The sequence below is a fragment of the Mycolicibacterium sp. SMGY-1XX genome (assembly GCF_059132455.1).
In genome coordinates, this window is record NZ_CP101139.1 from 1,290,538 (window position 1) to 1,310,529 (window position 19,992).

22 protein-coding genes and 1 riboswitch are annotated in these 19,992 nt (G+C 66.7%); of the genes, 13 read left to right on the forward strand and 9 right to left on the reverse strand.

Annotated elements, in window-relative coordinates; translation table 11 throughout:
* Positions 1-199: 199 nt before the first annotated feature.
* The 3 genes from aceA to NL241_RS06305 all read left to right on the forward strand — a co-directional run bounded on the left by aceA (position 200) and on the right by NL241_RS06305 (position 3,588).
* Positions 200-1,486, forward strand: a complete 1,287-nt coding sequence (gene aceA / locus NL241_RS06295; RefSeq protein WP_487691714.1) for an isocitrate lyase — start codon at positions 200-202, stop codon at positions 1,484-1,486.
* A 149-nt stretch (positions 1,487-1,635) separates the two neighbouring features.
* Positions 1,636-2,496 (forward strand): 3-hydroxybutyryl-CoA dehydrogenase, encoded by an 861-nt coding sequence (locus tag NL241_RS06300; RefSeq protein ID WP_494397051.1) that lies wholly within the window; start codon positions 1,636-1,638, stop codon positions 2,494-2,496.
* A gap of 216 nt (positions 2,497-2,712) precedes the next feature.
* Positions 2,713-3,588, forward strand: a complete 876-nt coding sequence (locus NL241_RS06305) for a cyclopropane mycolic acid synthase family methyltransferase (RefSeq protein WP_487691711.1) — start codon at positions 2,713-2,715, stop codon at positions 3,586-3,588.
* 167 nt (positions 3,589-3,755) lie between these two features.
* On the opposite strand, the gene NL241_RS06310 is transcribed toward NL241_RS06305, so the two are convergent.
* Both NL241_RS06310 and NL241_RS06315 read right to left on the reverse strand, forming a co-directional pair.
* On the reverse strand, positions 3,756-4,613 hold the full coding sequence (locus NL241_RS06310; RefSeq protein WP_494397052.1) for a polyphosphate kinase 2 family protein: 858 nt from the start codon (positions 4,611-4,613) through the stop codon (positions 3,756-3,758).
* Positions 4,614-4,639: 26 nt separating this feature from the next.
* Positions 4,640-5,341: a TetR/AcrR family transcriptional regulator gene (locus NL241_RS06315; protein WP_487691709.1), complete on the reverse strand. Its 702-nt coding sequence runs from the start codon at positions 5,339-5,341 to the stop codon at positions 4,640-4,642.
* 125 nt (positions 5,342-5,466) lie between these two features.
* On the opposite strand from NL241_RS06315, the gene NL241_RS06320 reads away from it, so the two are divergent.
* The 6 genes from NL241_RS06320 (at position 5,467) to deoC (ending at position 9,501) form a co-directional block, all read left to right on the forward strand.
* Positions 5,467-6,792 (forward strand): DUF445 domain-containing protein, encoded by a 1,326-nt coding sequence (locus tag NL241_RS06320; protein ID WP_494397053.1) that lies wholly within the window; start codon positions 5,467-5,469, stop codon positions 6,790-6,792.
* Positions 6,793-6,897: 105 nt separating this feature from the next.
* Complete coding sequence (locus NL241_RS06325) at positions 6,898-7,314, forward strand: helix-turn-helix domain-containing protein (protein WP_487691707.1); 417 nt, start codon at positions 6,898-6,900, stop codon at positions 7,312-7,314.
* A gap of 76 nt (positions 7,315-7,390) precedes the next feature.
* On the forward strand, positions 7,391-8,086 hold the full coding sequence (locus NL241_RS06330) for a heparin-binding hemagglutinin (RefSeq protein WP_487691706.1): 696 nt from the start codon (positions 7,391-7,393) through the stop codon (positions 8,084-8,086).
* 44 nt (positions 8,087-8,130) lie between these two features.
* Positions 8,131-8,412 carry a DUF2516 family protein gene (locus NL241_RS06335; protein ID WP_487691959.1) on the forward strand — a complete coding sequence of 94 codons (282 nt, stop codon included), beginning with the start codon at positions 8,131-8,133 and terminating at the stop codon, positions 8,410-8,412.
* 4 nt (positions 8,413-8,416) lie between these two features.
* Positions 8,417-8,827: a DUF2599 domain-containing protein gene (locus NL241_RS06340; protein WP_487691705.1), complete on the forward strand. Its 411-nt coding sequence runs from the start codon at positions 8,417-8,419 to the stop codon at positions 8,825-8,827.
* The gene (gene deoC, locus NL241_RS06345) at positions 8,827-9,501 is read left to right on the forward strand and encodes a deoxyribose-phosphate aldolase (RefSeq protein ID WP_494397054.1); all 675 of its coding nucleotides are present in this window, start codon (positions 8,827-8,829) and stop codon (positions 9,499-9,501) included. The genes NL241_RS06340 and deoC overlap by 1 nt, the downstream gene beginning before the upstream one ends.
* Here the strand turns inward: deoC and NL241_RS06350 are convergent.
* Positions 9,498-10,520 (reverse strand): LmeA family phospholipid-binding protein, encoded by a 1,023-nt coding sequence (locus NL241_RS06350; protein ID WP_487691703.1) that lies wholly within the window; start codon positions 10,518-10,520, stop codon positions 9,498-9,500. The two genes, deoC and NL241_RS06350, sit on opposite strands and share 4 nt — an antisense overlap.
* Positions 10,517-11,332 carry a carbon-nitrogen hydrolase family protein gene (locus tag NL241_RS06355; protein WP_494397055.1) on the reverse strand — a complete coding sequence of 272 codons (816 nt, stop codon included), beginning with the start codon at positions 11,330-11,332 and terminating at the stop codon, positions 10,517-10,519. The genes NL241_RS06350 and NL241_RS06355 overlap by 4 nt, the downstream gene beginning before the upstream one ends.
* A gap of 303 nt (positions 11,333-11,635) precedes the next feature.
* Positions 11,636-11,741, forward strand: a riboswitch (guanidine-I (ykkC/yxkD leader).
* Between the two features lie 24 nt (positions 11,742-11,765).
* On the opposite strand from NL241_RS06355, the gene NL241_RS06360 reads away from it, so the two are divergent.
* Entirely contained in the window at positions 11,766-13,280 is a 1,515-nt protein-coding gene (locus NL241_RS06360) for a high affinity choline transporter 1 (protein WP_494397056.1), read from the forward strand.
* Positions 13,281-13,317: 37 nt separating this feature from the next.
* On the opposite strand, the gene NL241_RS06365 is transcribed toward NL241_RS06360, so the two are convergent.
* The 3 genes from NL241_RS06365 to NL241_RS06375 are packed head-to-tail and all read right to left on the reverse strand — an operon-like array spanning position 13,318 to position 15,956.
* On the reverse strand, positions 13,318-14,094 hold the full coding sequence (locus NL241_RS06365; protein WP_494397057.1) for a class I SAM-dependent methyltransferase: 777 nt from the start codon (positions 14,092-14,094) through the stop codon (positions 13,318-13,320).
* 7 nt (positions 14,095-14,101) lie between these two features.
* The gene (locus NL241_RS06370) at positions 14,102-14,779 is read right to left on the reverse strand and encodes a dienelactone hydrolase family protein (protein WP_494397058.1); all 678 of its coding nucleotides are present in this window, start codon (positions 14,777-14,779) and stop codon (positions 14,102-14,104) included.
* Positions 14,772-15,956, reverse strand: a complete 1,185-nt coding sequence (locus tag NL241_RS06375) for an FAD-dependent monooxygenase (protein ID WP_494397059.1) — start codon at positions 15,954-15,956, stop codon at positions 14,772-14,774. Before NL241_RS06375 ends, NL241_RS06370 begins: the two co-directional genes overlap by 8 nt.
* A 70-nt stretch (positions 15,957-16,026) precedes the next feature.
* On the opposite strand from NL241_RS06375, the gene NL241_RS06380 reads away from it, so the two are divergent.
* Positions 16,027-16,506, forward strand: a complete 480-nt coding sequence (locus tag NL241_RS06380) for a MarR family winged helix-turn-helix transcriptional regulator (RefSeq protein ID WP_494397060.1) — start codon at positions 16,027-16,029, stop codon at positions 16,504-16,506.
* On the opposite strand, the gene NL241_RS06385 is transcribed toward NL241_RS06380, so the two are convergent.
* Positions 16,503-17,018 carry a DUF2505 domain-containing protein gene (locus NL241_RS06385; protein WP_494397061.1) on the reverse strand — a complete coding sequence of 172 codons (516 nt, stop codon included), beginning with the start codon at positions 17,016-17,018 and terminating at the stop codon, positions 16,503-16,505. The genes NL241_RS06380 and NL241_RS06385 overlap by 4 nt on opposite strands.
* A gap of 7 nt (positions 17,019-17,025) precedes the next feature.
* The gene (locus NL241_RS06390) at positions 17,026-17,523 is read right to left on the reverse strand and encodes a DUF2505 domain-containing protein (protein ID WP_487691698.1); all 498 of its coding nucleotides are present in this window, start codon (positions 17,521-17,523) and stop codon (positions 17,026-17,028) included.
* Positions 17,524-17,549: 26 nt separating this feature from the next.
* Between NL241_RS06390 and NL241_RS06395 the strand changes: the two genes are divergently transcribed.
* Complete coding sequence (locus NL241_RS06395) at positions 17,550-18,614, forward strand: UDP-N-acetylmuramate dehydrogenase (protein ID WP_494397062.1); 1,065 nt, start codon at positions 17,550-17,552, stop codon at positions 18,612-18,614.
* A 48-nt stretch (positions 18,615-18,662) separates the two neighbouring features.
* Positions 18,663-19,961 carry a L,D-transpeptidase gene (locus NL241_RS06400; protein WP_494397063.1) on the forward strand — a complete coding sequence of 433 codons (1,299 nt, stop codon included), beginning with the start codon at positions 18,663-18,665 and terminating at the stop codon, positions 19,959-19,961.
* Positions 19,962-19,992: the final 31 nt, after the last annotated feature.

The window sequence follows — 19,992 nt, forward strand, 5'->3', positions numbered from 1 at the left end:
GAGTTTGTGAAGGTGTGGCGAAAATTGGCAACGAAATGGCTGGACCTGCACCGATGGACAGTGGCATCTTGGTGTCAGCACACCAGTGAAGCTGCTCAGGCGTTAACAACCCGGCGATCCCGGCAACGCCAAGGGCGCTTGACCGATTTCTCCGGCAGCGCCTCGCTGCTCTTCGTCACACCCCAAGGAGCCGACCCACATGTCAACCGTTGGCACGCCCAAATCGCCCGAACAGATCCAGCACGATTGGGACACCAATCCCCGCTGGAAGGGCATCACCCGCGATTACACCCCCGCCGACGTGGTGGCCCTGCAGGGCACCGTCGTCGAGGAGCACACCCTCGCCCGTCGCGGCGCCGAGGTGCTCTGGGAGCAGCTGCACGACATGGAGTTCGTCAACTCCCTCGGTGCGCTGACCGGCAACATGGCCGTCCAGCAGGTCCGCGCCGGCCTCAAGGCCATCTACCTGTCGGGTTGGCAGGTCGCCGGTGACGCCAACCTCTCGGGCCACACCTACCCCGATCAGAGCCTCTACCCGGCCAACTCGGTGCCGCAGGTGGTGCGTCGGATCAACAACGCGCTGCTGCGTGCCGACGAGATCGCCAAGGTCGAGGGTGACCGCTCGGTGGAGAACTGGCTGGCCCCGATCGTCGCCGACGGCGAGGCCGGCTTCGGCGGTGCCCTCAACGTCTACGAGCTGCAGAAGGCTCTCATCGCCGCCGGTGTCGCCGGCTCGCACTGGGAGGACCAGCTGGCTTCGGAGAAGAAGTGCGGTCACCTCGGTGGCAAGGTGCTCATCCCCACCCAGCAGCACATCCGCACGCTGACCTCGGCTCGCCTGGCCGCTGACGTGGCCGACGTGCCCACCGTGGTCATCGCCCGCACCGACGCCGAGGCCGCCACGCTGATCACCTCCGATGTCGACGAGCGCGATCAGCCGTTCATCACCGGCGAGCGCACCAAGGAAGGCTTCTACCGGGTGCGCAACGGACTCGAGCCATGCATCGCCCGCGCCAAGGCCTACGCGCCGTACTCCGACCTCATCTGGATGGAGACCGGTACCCCGGACCTGGAGCTGGCCAAGAAGTTCGCCGAGGGTGTCAAGAGCGAGTTCCCGGACCAGCTGCTGGCCTACAACTGCTCGCCGTCGTTCAACTGGAAGAAGCACCTGGACGACGCCACCATCGCGAAGTTCCAGAAGGAACTCGGCGCCATGGGCTTCAAGTTCCAGTTCATCACCCTCGCCGGCTTCCACGCGCTCAACTACTCGATGTTCGATCTGGCCTACGGCTACGCCCGCAACCAGATGACCGCCTATGTCGAGCTGCAGGAGCGCGAGTTCGCCGCCGAAGAGCGTGGTTACACCGCCACCAAGCACCAGCGTGAGGTGGGCGCCGGCTACTTCGACCGCATCGCCACCACCGTGGATCCCACCTCGTCGACCACCGCGCTCGCGGGCTCGACCGAAGAGGGTCAGTTCCACTAAGCCAGACCCAGGCCGAGCGCGCGTGTTTGTACAGTGACACGCGGTGACACACGTACGAACACGCGCGCTCGCGCATGTTTTGAGGTCAAACTCGACAGTGCGCGCCCCGCTCAGAATCCTGGGCGGGGTTGTTGCTGTCCGCAGAGAGGATGCAGGTGAGTATCGAACGCGTAGGCGTTGTCGGCGCCGGACAGATGGGCTCGGGCATCGCCGAGGTGTCGGCCAAAGCCGGAGCCGACGTGCTGGTGTACGACACCACCGAGCAGTTCACGACGGCCGGGCGCGAACGGATCAGCGCGTCGTTCGACCGGGCCGTGTCCAAAGGCAAGCTCAGCGCCGGAGACCGTGACGCCGCCCTGGGCCGCCTGCGATTCACCACCTCGCTGGCCGATCTGGCAGATCGTCAGCTGGTCATCGAGGCCGTCATCGAAGACGACACGGTCAAAGCGAAGATCTTCGCTGAGCTCGACGAGATCATCACCGACCCAGATGCTGTGTTGGCGTCCAACACCTCGAGCATCCCGATAATGAAAATCGCTGCGGCGACCAAGGATCCCGGCCGTGTGCTGGGGCTGCACTTTTTCAACCCCGTCCCGGTTTTGCCGCTGGTCGAACTGGTCAGCACGCTGGTCACCACCGACGAGGCTGCAGCCCGCGTCGAGCAGTTCGCCGGGGAGGTGCTGGGCAAGCAGGTCGTGCGCTGCGCGGACCGCTCCGGATTTGTGGTCAATGCACTGCTGGTCCCGTATTTGCTTTCGGCCATCCGCATGGCCGAGGCCGGCGTCGCGACGATCGACGATATCGACAAGGCCGTGGTTGCCGGTCTGTCTCACCCGATGGGCCCGCTGCGGCTGTCCGATCTGATCGGCCTGGACACCCTGAAGTTGATCGCGGACAAGATGTTCGACGAATTCAAAGAGCCGTTGTACGGTCCGCCGCCGCTACTGCAGCGCATGGTCGAAGCGGGCCAGCTCGGGAAGAAATCCGGACGGGGCTTCTACACCTACTGATACCCCGACTGAACTGCGCGGAAGCCGTGTTTTGAAGGGCTGGCGGACGCGCCGGGGAATGCATTCATTAGCCTTTGTACGGCTGTCTGGATTAGGGTGACCCGTTAGGCCCGTAGGGTCGGTCGGGGAAGACCGGGCTCGCAGGTGGACAGTTGATTCCCGCGCGAAACCGGTGGCCTCGAACAACTGATTTCTAGCTCGAGGGATTGTCTCATCATGGCTGTGGTCGAACCTGAACTGTCGCCGTACTACGAAGAATCGCAGTCGATTTACGACATCTCCAATGAATTCTTCGCACTCTTCCTGGGACCCACCATGGGTTACACCTGTGGGTACTACGAGCGCGACGACATGAATCTCGAAGAGTCCCAGAACGCGAAGTTCGACCTGGCGCTGGGCAAGCTGGGCCTGGAACCGGGTATGACGCTCCTCGACGTCGGTTGCGGCTGGGGCGGTGCCCTGGAGCGCGCCGTCACCAAGTTCGATGTCAACGTCATCGGCATCACCTTGAGCAAGGCGCAGTCGGAGTGGGCGCGCCAACGGCTGGCCAAGATCGAGACCGAGCGCCGCGTCGAGATCCGACTGCAGGGCTGGGAAGAATTCAACGAGCCCGTCGACCGCATCGTGTCGATCGGTGCCTTCGAGGCTTTCAAAGTGGAGCGCTACCCGCTGTTCTTCGAGCGGGCCTACAACATCCTGCCGTCGGATGGCGTGATGCTGCTGCACACCATCCTGGCGCATACTCAGAAGTTCTTCCGGGAGAACGGGATCAAGCTGACCCTCAGCGATCTCAAGTTCATGAAGTTCATCGTCGACGAGATCTTCCCCGGTGGACGACTTCCCGCCGTCGAGGACATCGAAAAGCTGGCCGCCGATTCTGGCTTCAATCTCACCCGCACGCACCTGCTGCGGCCGCACTACGCGCGCACGCTCGACATGTGGGCTGCAAACCTGGAAGCGGCCAAGGACGAGGCCATTGCCATGCAGGGTCAGGAAGTCTACGACCGCTACATGAAGTACCTGACCGGGTGCGCCGACTTCTTCCGCCGCGGGATCACCAACATCGGCCAGTTCACCCTCGAAAAGGCTTAGGGCACAGCCGGAGGCCGAGGCTGCGAGGCACGAGCAGGCGAAGGAGATCCGGCTTAGAGCACAGCCGGAGGCCGAGGCTGCGAGGCACGAGCAGGCGAAGGAGATCCGGCTTAGAGCACAGCCGCAGGCCGAGGCTGCGAGGCACGAGCAGGCGAAGGAGATCCGGCTTAGAGCACAGCCAGTCGCGCCTTCTCCGCCTCGACGTCGAACTCGGCTGGCGGCCACGACAACTGGAGCGACTTCAGGGACTCGATCAGCAATTCGGTGATCGCCAACCTGCTGTACCACTTGCGATCGCACGGAATCACGTGCCACGGCGCGTATTCCGTGGAGGTCCTGTCCAGGACGGCCTGATACGCCTCTTGGTAGGCCGGCCACAAGGCACGCTCGTCGATGTCGCCCGGGTTGTACTTCCAGTACTTGTCCGGGCGCTCCAGCCGCTGCGCCAAACGCCGCTTCTGCTCGTCGAGCGAGACGAACATCGCCACCTTCACCAGAGTTGTGCCGTCGTCAACGAGTTCCTTTTCGAACGCATTGATCTCGTCGTAGCGGGCGCCCCAGACCTCCGGCGGAACCAGGTTGCGCACCCGCACGATCAACACGTCCTCGTAATGTGAACGGTCGAACACGCCGACCTGCCCACCGGCAGGCAGCGCGTTGCGGATCCGCCACAGGTAGTGGTGCGCGCGCTCGTCCGGGGTCGGCACTCCGAAGCTGGTGTACCGGATGCCCTGCGGATTGCCCGCGCCCACGACGTGTTTGACGATTCCGCCCTTGCCCGCGGTATCCATGCCCTGCAGCACCAGCAGGACCGATCTGGTGTCCCCGTATCGGCTGTTGGCGTAGAGCATCTCTTGCAACTCGGCGAACCGGTCGTTGCGCTGGGCCTGCAACGCGGGAGCATCGGCCTTACAGCCCTTGAAACCCGGGGTGGCGCCGGTGTCGATATCGGCCACCGTGTCGCCGGGGCGGAAGGCGAGGACTTTGTGGGGCTCGTGGGTCCACTGGGCGGGGAGGTCGGCCATGGCTGCGAGCCTAACCGCGCGGCGAGTCAGTCCGTTGTCGTCGGCAGCTCGGGCAGCGGGTGCGGCTGGCTGCTGAAGCGCTCGAGCGACCCACCCGATTCGACGATGCCGCACAGCGCGCTCCAGGACAGCATCGTCAGGTAATCGATCAGCTCGTCGGAACTCATCCTCCGGTGCGACATCCACGAGTGCGTCGCGAGTTGGACGCCGCCGACGATCATGTAGGCCCACGGCTCGACACCTTTGGTGTCCATCCCGACCTTCTGCATGCGCCGGCGGAACATCACCGCAAGCATCCCGGCAATGATCCGTTCGCTGTCAGCGATCACTTTGCTTTTGCTGGCGGAGCTGTTCGCGAAGACAAACGGGTAGATCTCGGGCTCAGCGGCCACCGTTTCGACATACACCCGGATGATCTCGCGGGTCAGGTCGTAGCCGTCGAGGTGGGTCGACAGCGCGGCCGCCATGTTGGGAATCAGCGTGGTCTGCGCGAAGCGCATCATGACCGCGGTGGTGAGGTCGTTCTTGTCGACGAAGTAGCGGTACAACACGGTCTTGGAGACGCCGATTTCTGCAGCTATCTCGTCCATACTCACATCGCGGCCGCGCCGGCGGATGGCGCCGAGGGTGCCGTCGACGAGTTCATTGCGCCGTTCCACCTTGTGCTGGTGCCAGCGCCGCTTACGCCCATCTACCTTGATGGGTCCAGCCTGGGACTGTTGAGCCACTGTCGCGCGATTCCGTTCACTAGTTAAGACCCGATACTAGTGGGAATCACCCATGCGGGCCGGATCTGGCCTCGGGCCGGGGTCACAGTAACTGGATCACGATCTTTCTTCGGAGTGGTGTGGGCATGGCGGATGATGGAGGAGTGGCCGTGAGAAATGCGCCCGAGCGGACGTCGCTTGCTGAATCGTTTGCCGGTGCCGACCCGCAAGCCGATACCGAACGGCTCCGTGCGCTGCGGCGGATGAAGCTCGTCGCTCTCGGCTTCCTGGTGGCGGCCACGATCGTCTTCCTGGTGTGCACCTGGGCGCAGTCACAGGGTGCCGCCGGGTGGGTCGGGTACGTCCGGGCCGCCGCGGAGGCGGGAATGGTCGGTGCGCTGGCCGACTGGTTCGCGGTGACGGCGTTGTTCAAACATCCCCTGGGCATTCCGATTCCCCACACGGCGATCATCCGGCGCAAGAAGGATCAACTGGGCGAGGGCCTCGGCACTTTCGTCCGGGAGAACTTCTTGTCGCCGCCGGTGGTGGAGACCAAGATCCGTGATGCCGAAATCGCTGGGCGGCTCGGCAAGTGGCTGGCCGAACCGGCCAACGCGACGCGGGTGGCCAGCGAGTCCGCCACGGTGCTGCGGGTCGGGGTGGAACTGCTGCGTGACGAGGACATCCAGCACGTGATCGACAAGATGATCGTGCGCCGGATCGCCGAACCGCAATGGGGACCGCCGGTGGGACGGGTGCTGGCGACGCTGTTGGCCGAGAACCGGCAGGAGGCGCTGATCCAGCTGTTGTGCGACAGGGCATTCGAGTGGTCGCTGAATGCGGGGGAGACCATCGAGCGCGTGGTCATCCGGGATTCCCCCAGTTGGTCACCGAAGTTCGTCGACCAGTTGCTCGGCGACCGGATTCACCGTGAGCTGATGGATTTCACCGACAAGGTGCGCCGCAACCCGAATCATGAACTGCGCCAATCGGCTACCCGGTTCCTGTTCGAGTTCGCCGACGACCTGCAGAACGACCCGGCCACCATTGCCAAGGCGGAATCGGTCAAAGAGCAGTTGATGGCCCGCGACGAGGTTTCCAATGCCGCTGAGACGGCCTGGCGGACATTGAAACGTCTTGTGCTGGAAGGGGTCGACGATCCGTCGTCGGCGCTGCGCACCCGGGTCGCCGATTCGGTGATACGAATCGGTGAATCACTGTGCAGTGACGCCGAATTGCGGGACAAGGTGGACAACTGGATCATCCGCGGCGCGCAGCACCTGGTGTCGCAGTACGGGGTGGAGATCACTGCGATCATCACCGAGACCATCGAACGCTGGGACGCCGACGAGGCCAGCCGGCGGATCGAGCTGCACGTGGGCCGTGACCTTCAATTCATCCGGATCAACGGCACGGTGGTGGGCGCACTTGCCGGCCTGGTGATCTACTCAGTGGCACAAATCATATTCTGACCTGCGCTAACTAGTGCTTGCAAAAGCTAGCACCCTCACGTACCGTGGATTTTGTCAGTTCCAGACACTCCATTGATACCCGGTACGCGAGGAAGGGAAAACCAGATGTCGCAAGACGAAAATCTTGCCGCTGTGGTGACCCACGCTGCGTCCGACATCGGCAGTTTCATCCGGGCGCAACGCGAGGCGGCGCAGGTATCGGTACGGCAATTGGCCGAAAAGGCCGGAGTGAGCAATCCCTACCTCAGCCAGATCGAGCGGGGGCTGCGTAAGCCCTCCGCTGAAGTGCTGAACCAGATCGCCAAGGCGCTCCGGGTCTCTGCCGAGGTGCTCTACGTGCAGGCGGGAATCCTGGAGCCTGGTGAGCCCAACGCGGTTCGCGATGCCATCGTCACCGACATGGCGATCACCGAGCGGCAGAAGCAGGTGCTGCTCGACATCTATGCCAGCTTCATCCAGCAGAACGAAGCGGCTGCCGCCGAGGCATCTGAAGCTGCCGGTGAGGAGTTCACCACTGACTGATTCCTCCGCATTCGAAAACCGCTGAGAAAAGCCAACATTCATGACAACGAATCTTGCAACCACGAAAGGAGCCACCATGGCTGAGAACAACCCCACTGTCGAAGACCTCAAAGCCCCGCTGCTCGCTGCCGTCGGCGCTGCTGATCTGGCGCTGGCCACCGTCAACGAGATCGTCGCCACCCTGCGTGAGCGTGCCGAAGAGGCCCGCGCCGACGCCAGTGCACGCGCCGAGGAGCGTCGCGCCGCACTGACCACCGCGGTGGACGAGACCCGTGATCGCATCACCAAGCTCCAGGAAGACCTGCCCAAGCAGTTCGGCGAGCTGCAGGAGAAGCTGACCGCCGACGAACTGCGCAAGGTCGCCGAGGGCTACGCCGAGCAGGCGCAGACCACCTACACCAGGCTGATCGAGCGCGGTGAGGCCGCCATCGAGCGTCTGCGCGCGCAGCCGGCGCTGGAAGAGGCCGCCGAGCGGGCCGAAGGCTATGTCGACCAGGCCGTCGAGCTCACGCAGGACGCGCTGGGCACCGTCGCCACCCAGACCCGCGCGGTCGGCGAGCGCGCCGCCAAGCTGGTGGGTGTCGAGCTGCCCAAGAAGGCCGAGGATGCCGCCGCTCCGGTGAAGAAGGCCGCCAAGAAGGCTCCGGCGCCGGCCGCCAAGAAGGCCGCTCCGGCCAAGAAGGCTGCCCCCGCCAAGAAAGCCACGCCGGCGACCGTCGCTAAGACCGCCCCGGCCAAGAAGGCACCGGCCAAGAAGGTCACCCAGAAGTAGCAACTCGACGCGCGGTACGGGACCCGCCTACGCTTGGAGCCGTGATGCTTCAAGGTGTGGCGGGTCTCGTTCTGTATGCGGTGCATATCGGCGTCCTGATCGCGACGTTGTACGCGCTGGTGCACGCCGCTCTGCAACGGCCCGACGCCTACACCGCCGTCGACAAACTGACCAAGCCGGTGTGGCTGATCATCCTCGGTGTGGCGCTGCTGCTGGCCGTGGTGATGGGTCCCGGTTTCGGGTCGGCCATCGCCGCGTGCGCCGCCGGCGTCTACCTGGTTGATGTCCGGCCCAAACTGCTTGAGATCCAGGGAAAGTCGCGCTGAATCCATGCGGTATCTGACTGCGGCTGCGGTGGCAGCCTGCCTGAGCGTGGGCATTGTGACGGCACCGGCGGCCGGCGCCGACAACCCGTCGCCGCCCTACATCTCTCATGTCGAGTGGGCCAAGTGGGGTGACCTGTCCAGCCTGCGGGTCTATCCCACCGCCGCGGGCCGCGTGCTCGCGGGCGAAATCGGCCACCGCACCGCGGGCGAACAGGCCTGGGGTGAGGTGCTGGCCCTCTCACCTGACGCGGCCATTCCCGGGATGCGCGAGCAGTTCCTCTGCCATTGGGGATTCGCCGAACTGGTGAATCCGGGCAAGGTGAGCTGGAACCTCGAGCCGTGGCGGCCGGAGGTCAGTGATGCCGAGATGTACGAGGCCAACTGCAACCCCGGCGGCACCGAAGAGCCTTTTTGATGACGTGGACCAGGGACCGGGTGGCCGCGCTCGTCGACCACACGTTGCTCAAACCCGAGGCCACCGCGGCGGACGTCACCGCCGTGGTCAAAGAAGCTGTCGACCTCGGTGTCTTTGCCGTCTGCGTGTCACCGTCGGTGGTCGCTGCGGCTGCCGCCGCCAGCCCACCCTCACTGGCCGTCGCGACCGTGGCCGGCTTCCCGTCCGGTAAGCACGCCCCGTCGATCAAGGCCGCCGAAGCCGAACTCGCCGTCGCCCACGGCGCCGCCGAGGTCGACATGGTGATCGACGTCGGGGCGGCGCTCGACGGCGACTTCGCGGCGGTGCGGGCCGAGATCGCCGCGGTACGCGCAGCCATCCCCTCGGCGCTGCTCAAGGTGATCGTCGAATCGGCGGTGCTGTTGAGCCTGGCCGATGCCGACACCCTGGCCGCTGTCTGTCGCGCGGCCGCCGATGCCGGCGCCGACTTCGTCAAGACCTCGACCGGCTTTCACCCGGCCGGCGGTGCCTCGGTGCCCGCCATCGCGGTGATGGCCGACACCGTGGGCGGACGGCTGGGCATCAAGGCCAGCGGTGGTATCCGCACGGCCGCCGACGCGGTGGCCCTGCTCGATGCCGGCGCCACCCGGCTCGGGTTGTCGGCGTCACGCACCGTGCTCGACGGACTCGGTTAGAGCCCGGCGAAGCAGGGATCCTCGCCGCCACGCGGCATGCTGGAGTTCTGCACCGAGAACTGGCTGGTCACACCGGAATCGGTGACCTGCACGTTCTGCAGCTGGATCTCCACCGGATAGTTCTTGGTCAATTCGCCGGTGAACACGTCGAGCGCGGGCTGCACGGTCTCGCGCGGCAGGGTGAAGCCCAGACCGCTGACCTGCAGCACTTCGAGGGACAGCCCGCCGTTGACGGTGGTGGGCCGCGCCGTGACGCTACCCAGTGCGCCTTCCAAGGTGATCGTGCCGTCGTTCTGATTGGTGGTCACCTCGGAGACGATGCCCCCGAACAACGGAATGACACCTTGCACCGTCTGCTTGATGCCCTCGGCGCTCCAGGTGACGTTGCCGACCAGGGAGCCGATGCTGCCGCCCGAGTTGCCGGAGTCCTCGAGCCGGACATCTTTGATGTCGATGTTGAGCTTCATCCCCTTGGCCTCGCGGATCTGGTTGCCCGCCGTCTCGATGGAGATGTTGGTGTAGTGGCCGGTCATGTGCTGCCACAGAAACGGCGGTGTGAACCCGAAGGATGCGGTGGCCTGGTCCTTGACGATGCACGCCACGGCCGCGCCCACCACCTCATCGGCACGTTTACGGGCGTACAACTCGCCGGCGATCACGCCCGCGGCGGCCAGGGCCACCACGATGACCAACACCAGGACCAGCGACAACGGATCCTTCAACCAGCCGAGGAGGCCGCGGTCCTTGTCGCCGCCGTCGCCGCCGTCAACGGGTGGCGCAGCGCCGCCGGCCTGCGGTCCGGCGTACGACGGGTCCTGCGGCGGGTACCACTGCGGCGTCGCCTGGGTGGGGTCGTCCATCGGGCTCTGTGGATTGAACCGGGACTGCGGGATGTACTGAGTTGCCGGGTCCGGGGCGCCCTGCCGTGGAAAACGTTCCGTGGGCTGAGAGGGCGGGGGACCTTGCGGGGGCCGGGCCCACGACGTCTGATCGTCGGGGCCCTGTGGCGGATTCGTCACCGTCGCGATTCTGCCTTATCCAATTGAGCGAACTCTGAGCGGTTACGCAGCACGGCCAGAGCTTCCCGGGCCTTGTCCACCTTGGCGATGTCGACATCGCAGGTCAGGAGTTGAGGATCTGCGCCTGCGGTGGCAACCGGCTCACCGAGCGGGGACACCACGAGGCTGCCACCGATGCCGGTGGGCGCGCTGGCGGCTATGTCGTCGCCGGGGTAAGCCTGGTCCACCGCGGCGAGGAAGCTGCCCGTGTCGAGCGCCCGGGCGCGGGCCAGCAGCGTCCACTGGTCCAGTTTTCCGGGCCCGGCGCCCCAGGAGGCGCTGACGGTGATCAGGGCGGCCCCACTGAGCGCCAGCGTCACGTACAACTCGGGGAACCGGATGTCGTAACACGTCGTCAGCCCAACCGTCACGCCGTCGACGGTGATCAGCACAGGCTGGCGGCCCGGCGCCACCGTCTTCGACTCGGCGAACCCGAACGCGTCGTAGAGGTGGATCTTGTCGTAGTGTGCGTCGGCCGTCGGCCCCGCCGCCACCAGCGTGTTCGTCACGCGTCCGTCGGGGGCCGGGCTGAACATCCCGGCCACCACCGTCACACCGGCCTGCGCCGCGATGCGCCGCACACCGTCGCCCCACGGGCCGTCCGCCGGCTCGGCGATCGGTGCCAACGGCACACCGAACCGGCACATGGTCGCCTCGGGAAAGACCACCAGCGAGGCGCCGTCGTCGGCGGCCCGCCGGGTGTAGTCCTCGACGATCTTCAGGTTGGCCGCGGGGTCGGTGCCGGACTTGATCTGGGCGAGGGCGATGCGCATGCACTTCAGGGTAGGCGGCGGGCGCCGAGGCGGGTGAGGGACGAGGCCGGGGAGGTGAGCCGCCCTCCGGAGGGATGTGGCGGCGGGCGCCGAGGCGGGTGAGGGACGAGGCCGGGGAGGTGAGCCGCCCTCCGGGAGGATGTGGCGGCGGGCGCCGAGGCGGGTGAGGGACGAGGCCGGGGAGGTGAGCCGCCCTCCGGAGGGATGAGGCGGGTGCTGTGCGCACACCGAAACACGGGATTTACACCGGAGGCTACTCGGCGTAACCCAGCGACGATTACCTGTCAGTTGACTCATATTGCTATGAGGCGCGCCTAGGGTTCCGCTGCGGTGGCAGGTCTGGTCCAAGAGGTGCAGGCGGCAGGCAACGGCGCAGGTCGCTCCACGGCGGGACAAAAGCCCGGGAGACTCCATCGTTTACGGGAGGCTCCGCGTGATTCTTCTTGGCGTTGCCATCAGCATTGCTGTCGTTGTCGCAGTCGGTTTTTACGTGTCCAAGCGGATCGAAGGCGACAGCTCGAACTTCCTGGTCGGCGGCCGCATGCTGCCCTTCTGGCTCGTCGGTGGCGCCCTCATGGGTGCGGCCGTCGACACCAACGCCACCCTCGGCAACACCGACCTTGCCTTCGAATTCGGGTTCTGGGCCGGGGCGGCGCTGCCACTGGGCCTGGCGCTCTGCCTGACCATCACCGGCCTGTTCTTCGCCAAGCCGATGAACCGGATGGGGCTGACGTCGTTCCCCGACTACTATCGGCTGCGCTTCGGCCGCTCCGTCGAGGTGGCCGCGTCAGTCCTGCTGGCCGTCGCGTTCTGCATGCTGGTCGCCGGCAACCTGGTGGCGGGCGGCTTCCTGTTCAACTACTTCCTCGGCATGCCGTACTGGCTCGGCGTGGTGCTGATCGCCGCGATCGCGGTGGCCTATACCGGCACCGGCGGGCTGATCGCCGACGCCTACACCGCGATCATCCAGATGGCGCTGATCCTGATCGGCGCGCTCGGGCTGTTCTTCTGGATGATGAACACTCACGGCCTCGAGATCGCCGACGGCATGGGGCCGTTGGCGCTGGGCCAGTTGTCTGACCCCGCCCAGGGTGCGGTGATCAACTGGGCGACCCTGATCGCGCTGGGCATCGGTGACATCGTCGCGATCGACTTCATGGCCCGGGTGTTCTCCGCCAAATCGCCGGAAGCCGCCCGCAAGGCCTGTTTCACCGCGGCCGCGGGCACCGTGACGATCTGTGTGCCGTTCGGACTCGTCGTGCTGGCCGCGCACTCCTTCATGCCCGCCGAACTCGACGGCCCGGTGCTGTTCGTGCTGCTGGACCAGTACGCCCCGGTGGGGCTGACCGTGTTGGTGCTCTGCGGCCTGGTGGGGGCGTCGATGTCCACCGCCAACGGCGCCATTCTGGCGATCTCCAACGTCTGTGTGCGCAACCTGGGCGGAGTGCGCCGCGTGCAGGTACCCGGCCAGCGGGATCCGCTGCTGCGGGCCACCCGCATCGCGATGGTGCCGATGACGCTGTTCTCGATCCTGTTCGCCATCTACGTCCAGCAGACTGGAATCCTGCTCACCCTGGCCTTCGATCTGATGCTGGCCTGCTTGGCGGTCCCGTTCATCCTCGGGCTGGTGTGGCGCCGGGGGACGACGACGGCTGCGGTGGCCGCGATCGCCGTCGGGTTCGTGGTTCGGATCGTGCTGTTCGTGATGACGCCGACGATGTTCGGAGTGGAGAACACCATCCTCTACATTCCGAACGATCTCATCAGCGCGTCGTTCGACGGATGGCCGACATTCATCGCGTTCGCGGCGGGACTGCTCACCTATGTCGGGGTGTCGTTGGCGACGCCGCCTGCCCACCTGCGGGGGCTGGACATCTCCACTGCCCAGGACCTCGACGATGCACTGGACGAAACCCCGGCAACACGGCCGGAACTCGATCCCGTGTAGACCACGGGCTGGGTCTCGGACTTTCCTGCTCGGCGAACTAGGGCGCCACCAGTGCCCACGGAACGGTCAGCACGGCGTCGCGCAAGCGGCGCCGTTGCTGTTCAACGGGAAAACCGTTGTCGCGCAGGGCCGTCAGCATCGCCCGCCAGCGCACCCGCGGGCCGAACACCCCGTGACCGGCTGCGGCCGCCCAGGCGCGGTCGGCCGCATCCAGCAGGGCGTGGATCGGCTGGCCTGGAACATTGTGGTGGATCAGCACTTTCGGCAAGCGTTCGGCCAGATCGGAGGGACGTTCGATGTCGTGCGGATCGCAGGCCAACGTCAGGCTGACCGGTCCGTCGCGGTCCAGCAGCACCCAGCAGCAGCGCCGGCCCAGCTCGTCGCAGGTGCCGTCCACGATCAGCCCGCCGGCCGCCAGCCCGGCCTGCAGCGTCGACCAGGCCTGCGGCACCTCCTCGACCGGATACTGCCGCAGCACGTTGAACGCCCGCACCAGCACCGGTCGCAGACCCGCCAATTCGAAACCGCCCAAACGGAATTCGACTTCAGTGGCCGCTTCCCGGGCAACCCGCACCCGTTCGGGATCGATCTCCAGTCCGACGACGCGCACGTCGGGGCGCACCGTCCGAAGACGCGCCGCCATCTCGAGCGTGGTGACCGGAAGCGCGCCGTAGCCCAGGTCGACCACCAGGGGGTCGGCGGCGGCCTGCAGTGCGTCGCGGACCAGCGGGGAGTGCACCATCCAGCGGTCGCAGCGGCGCAACCGGTTACGGCCGGTGGTGCCGCGGGTGATGGCGCCGAGCGGTTTGCTCACCCCCCGATCATGGCAGGTTCAGGTGCTGATCGAAGAACTCGACGATGCGCCGCCAGGCGTCGTCGGCCTCGGGCTCGGAGAACGCGAAGTCGGCGAAGGACTCGAAGACGCGCAGCCGCAGCGGCGCATCGCGCCAGTCGTTCATGAACGAGTGCCCGACGCCGGGGTACTCCTTGACGTCATGGGGTACAGCACCTTCGGTGAGCTTGGCCTCGAGCCGGGCGGCGTCACCGCGTAGCGCTCTGTCCCGCGCGCCGTAGCTCGCCACCGTCGGGCAGCTGCGGGTCAGGGACCCGGCATCCGGTGGCCAGTTGCCGTAATTGGGTGCCACGGCATCGAAGGTGCCCGACGGCGCGAGCATCAGGCAGAATCCACCGCCCGTGCAGAACCCCACCGCGCCCACCCGGCCGGTGCACCGGGGGTCGCCGGCCAACCGGTCCCGGGCGGCCACGATGTCGTCGACGGCGCGGCCGGTCCCCGATTTCAGCGAGCGCACCATCCCCACCACGCAGCGCAGTCGCTCGCCGCGGTGAAAGAGGTTGGGCGCCAACGCCAGGAACCCGGCGTCGGCCATTCTGCGGCAGGCCCGGCGGATGTCGTCGGTGAGGCCGCCGACGTCGTGGATCACCACGACACCCGGCCACGGCCCTGCGCCGTCGGGGACCGCCAGAAAGTCCTCAGGCATGCAACGCGGGGTAGTGGGGCAGCTCGTGGGAGGCGGCGTCGGGGGAGGAGAACCGGCCGGCGAGCGCGCGCGCCGGCGGTGAACCGGCGATGCGCACCGCGGTCCGTAACGCCGTCACGCCTGCGCGGCTGCGGGGGTGCGCCAACCGGGGTGTCCCGGGCGGCAGCTTCTGTGCGGTGTGGACCATCGGTCGCATCCGTCGCTCATAGTTCACCAGAGCCTCCGACAGTGAAGGTGCCGAACATATTTCACCCGCCAGGATGTACGCCCCGGTCAGTGCCAGCGTGGTACCGACGCCGCTGATCGGGGTGGCGCACCAGGCGGCGTCACCGCACAGGACGACACGCCCCGATGTCCAGGTCGGCGTCCGCACCTGTGTGAGGTAGTCGACGTAGAGCTCGTCGGCAGTGCTCAGCGCTGCGCAGATGCGGTCGGCCTGCCAGCCGGCACCGGCGTAGACCTCGCTCAGGGCGGTGCGCTGTGCGGCCGGGGACAGATTCTCGAGCCCGGTCGGTGCGGACAGAAAGGACAGTGCGACACGGAGGGTGCCGAGATTGTCGGGACGCACGGTGATGGATCGACCGCCGACGGTGTTGTACCAGTTCCACCAGTTGTCATCGCCGCTGCTGCGGGCGATGGTGCCGTAGGCGGTGTAGAGCCCGAGTTCCCGCAGCGTCACGGTGTCGAAGTGGCGGTCCCGGGTGCGGGAACGGGAGCCCTCGGCCAGGATCACCGCGTCCACCCGGCGGGTCGATCCGCTGTGCAACCGCACCGTCACGCCGTCGTCGTCGGAGTCCAGTTCGGCGATCTGATCGCCGAAGAGGTACTCGACATCGGGTCGGCCCGCCTCCACGATCAGGTGGGACAGGCGCCCCCGCAGGATCTCGACTTCAGCGGTGGCGCCGGAGCTGTCGTCATGACTGGCGGGGAACTCGGCGAGAACCCGGCGCTCGTCGACGAACCGCAGCCCCAGTTCACCCGTGGTCTCTGCCCGCACTGCATCTTCGATTCCCATGTGGCGCAACACCTCTCGCCCTGGTCCGCGGACGTCGATGTTCTGCCCGGCGGTCCGGAGTTCCTCGGCGCGTTCCACCACCACCACGTGGTGGCCCGCCTTGGCCAGCCAGTGAGCCACCGCCGGGCCGGCGATGCTGGCACCTGATACCAGAATGTCCATCGAGTGTCCTAACTATCTTCACCGTGAAGTGTCTCTATGATGAAGATACATCGAGAATGGGGGAGAACTGGTGGAACCGGACGCCCGGCAGGTGATGGAGCGGCTACGCACGTTCGCAGCCGACTACACCGAGCTCACCCGTCAGCTGGCCAGATGGCTGGGGGTGCACTCGGCCGACGCGGCGGCGTTCGCCGAGATCCTCTACGCCGAGGACATGGGCCGGCCACTGACACCCGCGCTGCTGGCCCGCCGCATCGGACTCTCCTCGGGGGCCACGTCGTCGCTGCTCAACCGTCTCGAGGCGGCGAACCTGCTGACCAGAAGCCGTGAACACACAGACCGGCGCGTCGTGACGCTGCGCAGTGTCCCCTCGGTGGCCACCCTGGCAGGCGGGTTCTTCGACCCGATGACGCGCCGCGTCGAGGCGGTGTTCGAGCAGACCCCGGCCGAGGTCGTCGGCGAACTCAACACGTTCCTCACCCGGCTGCACCACACGATGGCCGAGCTCATCGACAACATCGACGAGGAGGTGTCACCCCGACCCAGCTAGTGGTGGGTGGCCACCCAATCCGACATGAAGGCGCCCTCGGCATCGAACAGCCCGGTGATGTTGGACAGGATCAGCTGCTCCAAGGTCCCACCGACCAGCGGGATGTTCACCTTGCACAAGGTCGCCAGACGCAGCTGGCTGCCGGCGTCGGTCTCGGTCAGGAAATAGCGGCCGCCGAAATGCCCGAGCCCCGCGGGAATGGAGGCCTTGTAGGTGCCTTCGGCCTGGTTGGTGCTGTGGTCGAAGGGGTCGAAGTGTTGTTCTCGGGTGACCACCATGTCGACGGGCATGACGGCGCGGGCCACCGGCGGCAGCTCGCTGCGCGGCATCACCTGCCGGAACTCGATGTCGGTGCCGGACTCGCCCGACGTGAACGACGTCAACTGCGAATCCGTCTTCATCCACCGGTAGGCGTCCATCAGCGCCTCCCAGAACTCGCGGTCGACGAAATCCTGATAGACCTTCTCGGCGGGCGCGTCGAAGGTGACGACGTACTCCATGCGGCGGGTCATCGCGGACCTAACCAAGCCAGGCTGTGGTGAAGCGCTGTTCTTCGATGAGCAGGTTCGTCAACTGACTTCCGATGAAACTCTCCAACTTGCCGCCCACCAACGGGATGCGCACCTCCACGGTGGCGTGCAGATCCATCCGGGCGCCGCCGCCGTTGGGCGCGAGCGTGCTGGTGCCCCGCATGGTGGCGGGTGCGCCCACAATCGCGCAGTCCACGGATCCGGAGGCGCTGCCGTCGCTCACCGGGGCCCAGGTCTCGCGGCGGGAGATGTGCATATCGCCGCTGAGGAACTGCGTGGCGACGGCGGGCAGGAACTCACGGGGCAGCACCAGGGTGGTGGCGATGACGACGCTGCCGTCGTCGAGTGCTTCCAGTGAATCCAGCGTCGAGTCCCCGGGTCCGGCCTCGGCGAGCCTGGCCAGCCAGTACTGCTCGTCGCTGAACGCTTGGTGGACCTGCTCGACGCTGCCCTCGTACTCGACGGACATGTCGAATGAACGCGGCATAGCCCGTGAGGCTACCGTTACCGGCTGTGAGCGGTTTGCCATTCGGCGGCGCGGCGGTGGCCCACGAGGTGCCGCTGGCGCCCCTGACCACTCTGCGGGTGGGGCCGGTGGCGCGCCGCGTGATCACCTGCACCACTACCGAGCAGGTGGTCGAAACCCTGCGGGCGCTGACTGACGAGCAGCCGCTGGTGTTGGCCGGCGGATCGAATCTGCTGGTGGCCGACGACCTCGACGATCTGACTGTGGTGCATCTGGCAACGCCTCGAATCAGCCTGCACGGCAATCTCATTCGCGCTGAAGCGGGTGCGGTCTGGGATGACGTGGTGGTCACCGCCATCGCCGCCGGCCTCGGCGGTCTGGAGTGCCTGTCGGGAATTCCGGGTTCGGCGGGTGCCACCCCGGTGCAGAACGTGGGCGCCTACGGAGCCGAGGTGTCCGACACCCTGACCCGGGTGTGCCTGCTCGACCGCGTCAGTGGCGACACGCGCTGGGTCGACGGTGCTGAACTCGGCTTCGGCTACCGGACCAGCATCCTGAAACACCCGATCACCCCCGGCCCGGCGCCGGTAGTGCTGGACGTCGAGTTCGCGCTCGACGCGTCGGGCCTCAGCGCGCCCCTGCGCTACGGCGAGCTCACCACCACCCTGGGAGTCGACGCCGGGGAGCGCGCCGACCCCGCGGAGGTACGGGCGGCGGTGCTGGCGCTGCGCCGCCGCAAGGGCATGGTGCTCGACGACCTCGATCACGACACCTGGAGTGCCGGGTCGTTCTTCACCAACCCCGTGGTCAGCGTCGCCGACTTCGAACGCATCCAGGGCATCGCGGTAGGTCCGGTACCGCACTATCCGGCCGGCGAGGCGGTGAAGTTGGCCGCGGGCTGGCTGGTGGAGCAGTCGGGTTTCGCCAAGGGATTCCCCGGCCCGGATGCGCCGGCCGGGCTGTCCACCAAGCATGCGCTCGCCCTGACCAATCGTGGTACGGCGACCAGCGCGGATGTCCTTGCGCTGGCCCGCCAGATCCGCGACGGGGTGGCTGCTACCTTCGGGGTGCGGCTCGAGCCGGAGCCGGTGCTCGTCGGTTGTGTCATCTGAGCTGCTCGATTTCGCGCACTGTCAGACCCGTCCGTACCCTGGGACGACGTGACCCCCGACCGTGACCTGCCCGCCTCCAAGCTGCTGAACCGGCGCCGCGCACTCGGTGCGTTGGCGCTCGGCGTCGCGGCACCGGGAGTGCTGGCCGCCTGCGCGGAGGCCACCGACAAAATCGAGGAGGCGGTGCAAGGGCCACCGCCGGAACCCACGCTGACGTTCAGCCCGGAAGTGTCCGCGACCGACGTCGCCCCCACCGAGCCCATCCGGGTGCAGGTGAAGGACGGCTGGTTCCAGCGGATCGCCCTGACGAACCCCGACGGCAAGGTCGTCGCGGGCAATCTGAACCGGGACCGCAACGAATTCACCACCGCCGAACCCCTGGGCTACGGAGTCGAGTACACCTGGAGCGGGTCGGCGGTCGGTGAGGACGGCAAGTCGGTGCCCGTCGCCGGCAGCTTCACCACCGTGCAGCCCGTCACCACGGTCAGCGGGCAGTTCCAGCTGGCCGACGGTCAGACCGTCGGTGTGGCGGCGCCCATCATCTTGCAGTTCGACGCGTCGATCGCCGAGGAGGACCGCGCCGAGGTCGAGAAGGCCGTCAAGGTGACCACCACACCCGAGGTCGAGGGCAGTTGGGGCTGGCTACCCGACGAGGCGGGTGGCTCCCGGATGCACTGGCGCACCAAGGAGTACTACCCGGCCGGCACCACCGTGCACGTCGACGCCAACTTCTACGGGGTGCCGTTCGGTCAGGACGCCTACGGCGCCGCCGACTCGACGCTGGACTTCACCGTCGGGCGATTCCAGCTGGTCAAAGCCGAGGCCTCCAGCCACCGCATCCAGGTGCTCACCGACGCCGGCGTCATCATGGATTTCCCGTGCAGTTACGGCGAAGGTGACCTGGACCGTAACGTCACCCGCAGCGGTATCCACGTCGTCACCGAGAAGTACGAGGACTTCTACATGACGAACCCGGCCGCCGGGTACGCCAACGTCCGCGAGCGGTTCGCGGTGCGGATCTCCAACAACGGCGAGTTCATCCACGCCAACCCGGCCAGCTCCGGCGCGCAGGGCAACTCGAACGTGACCAACGGCTGCATCAACTTGTCGATCACCGACGCCGAGCAGTATTTCAACGCCGCGCTATACGGCGACCCGGTGGAGGTCACCGGCACCCGTATCCCGCTGTCCTACGCCGACGGTGACATCTGGGACTGGGCGGTGCCGTGGGACGAGTGGAAATCCATGTCGGCCATCAGTTCGGAGGCGGCGCCGGTCAACCTGCCGAGCACCGCGCCCGTGACACCGACCGGTGCGCCGGTGCCGACGGGCCAGCCGGGCGGCTGACTTTCGCGCCGTCCCTCACGGCTGGGCGGTC

What these genes read in the sequence shown, in the direction of transcription:
- aceA (WP_487691714.1), top strand. Translation starts at nt 200, where the DNA reads ATGTCAACCGTTGGCACGCCCAAATCGCCCGAACAGATCCAGCACGAT.
- NL241_RS06300 (WP_494397051.1), top strand. Translation starts at nt 1,636, where the DNA reads ATGCAGGTGAGTATCGAACGCGTAGGCGTTGTCGGCGCCGGACAGATG.
- NL241_RS06305 (WP_487691711.1), top strand. Translation starts at nt 2,713, where the DNA reads ATGGCTGTGGTCGAACCTGAACTGTCGCCGTACTACGAAGAATCGCAG.
- NL241_RS06310 (WP_494397052.1), bottom strand. Translation starts at nt 4,613, where the DNA reads ATGGCCGACCTCCCCGCCCAGTGGACCCACGAGCCCCACAAAGTCCTC.
- NL241_RS06320 (WP_494397053.1), top strand. Translation starts at nt 5,467, where the DNA reads ATGGCGGATGATGGAGGAGTGGCCGTGAGAAATGCGCCCGAGCGGACG.
- NL241_RS06325 (WP_487691707.1), top strand. Translation starts at nt 6,898, where the DNA reads ATGTCGCAAGACGAAAATCTTGCCGCTGTGGTGACCCACGCTGCGTCC.
- NL241_RS06330 (WP_487691706.1), top strand. Translation starts at nt 7,391, where the DNA reads ATGGCTGAGAACAACCCCACTGTCGAAGACCTCAAAGCCCCGCTGCTC.
- NL241_RS06335 (WP_487691959.1), top strand. Translation starts at nt 8,131, where the DNA reads ATGCTTCAAGGTGTGGCGGGTCTCGTTCTGTATGCGGTGCATATCGGC.
- NL241_RS06340 (WP_487691705.1), top strand. Translation starts at nt 8,417, where the DNA reads ATGCGGTATCTGACTGCGGCTGCGGTGGCAGCCTGCCTGAGCGTGGGC.
- deoC (WP_494397054.1), top strand. Translation starts at nt 8,827, where the DNA reads ATGACGTGGACCAGGGACCGGGTGGCCGCGCTCGTCGACCACACGTTG.
- NL241_RS06355 (WP_494397055.1), bottom strand. Translation starts at nt 11,332, where the DNA reads ATGCGCATCGCCCTCGCCCAGATCAAGTCCGGCACCGACCCCGCGGCC.
- NL241_RS06370 (WP_494397058.1), bottom strand. Translation starts at nt 14,779, where the DNA reads ATGCCTGAGGACTTTCTGGCGGTCCCCGACGGCGCAGGGCCGTGGCCG.
- NL241_RS06375 (WP_494397059.1), bottom strand. Translation starts at nt 15,956, where the DNA reads ATGGACATTCTGGTATCAGGTGCCAGCATCGCCGGCCCGGCGGTGGCT.
- NL241_RS06385 (WP_494397061.1), bottom strand. Translation starts at nt 17,018, where the DNA reads ATGACCCGCCGCATGGAGTACGTCGTCACCTTCGACGCGCCCGCCGAG.
- NL241_RS06390 (WP_487691698.1), bottom strand. Translation starts at nt 17,523, where the DNA reads ATGCCGCGTTCATTCGACATGTCCGTCGAGTACGAGGGCAGCGTCGAG.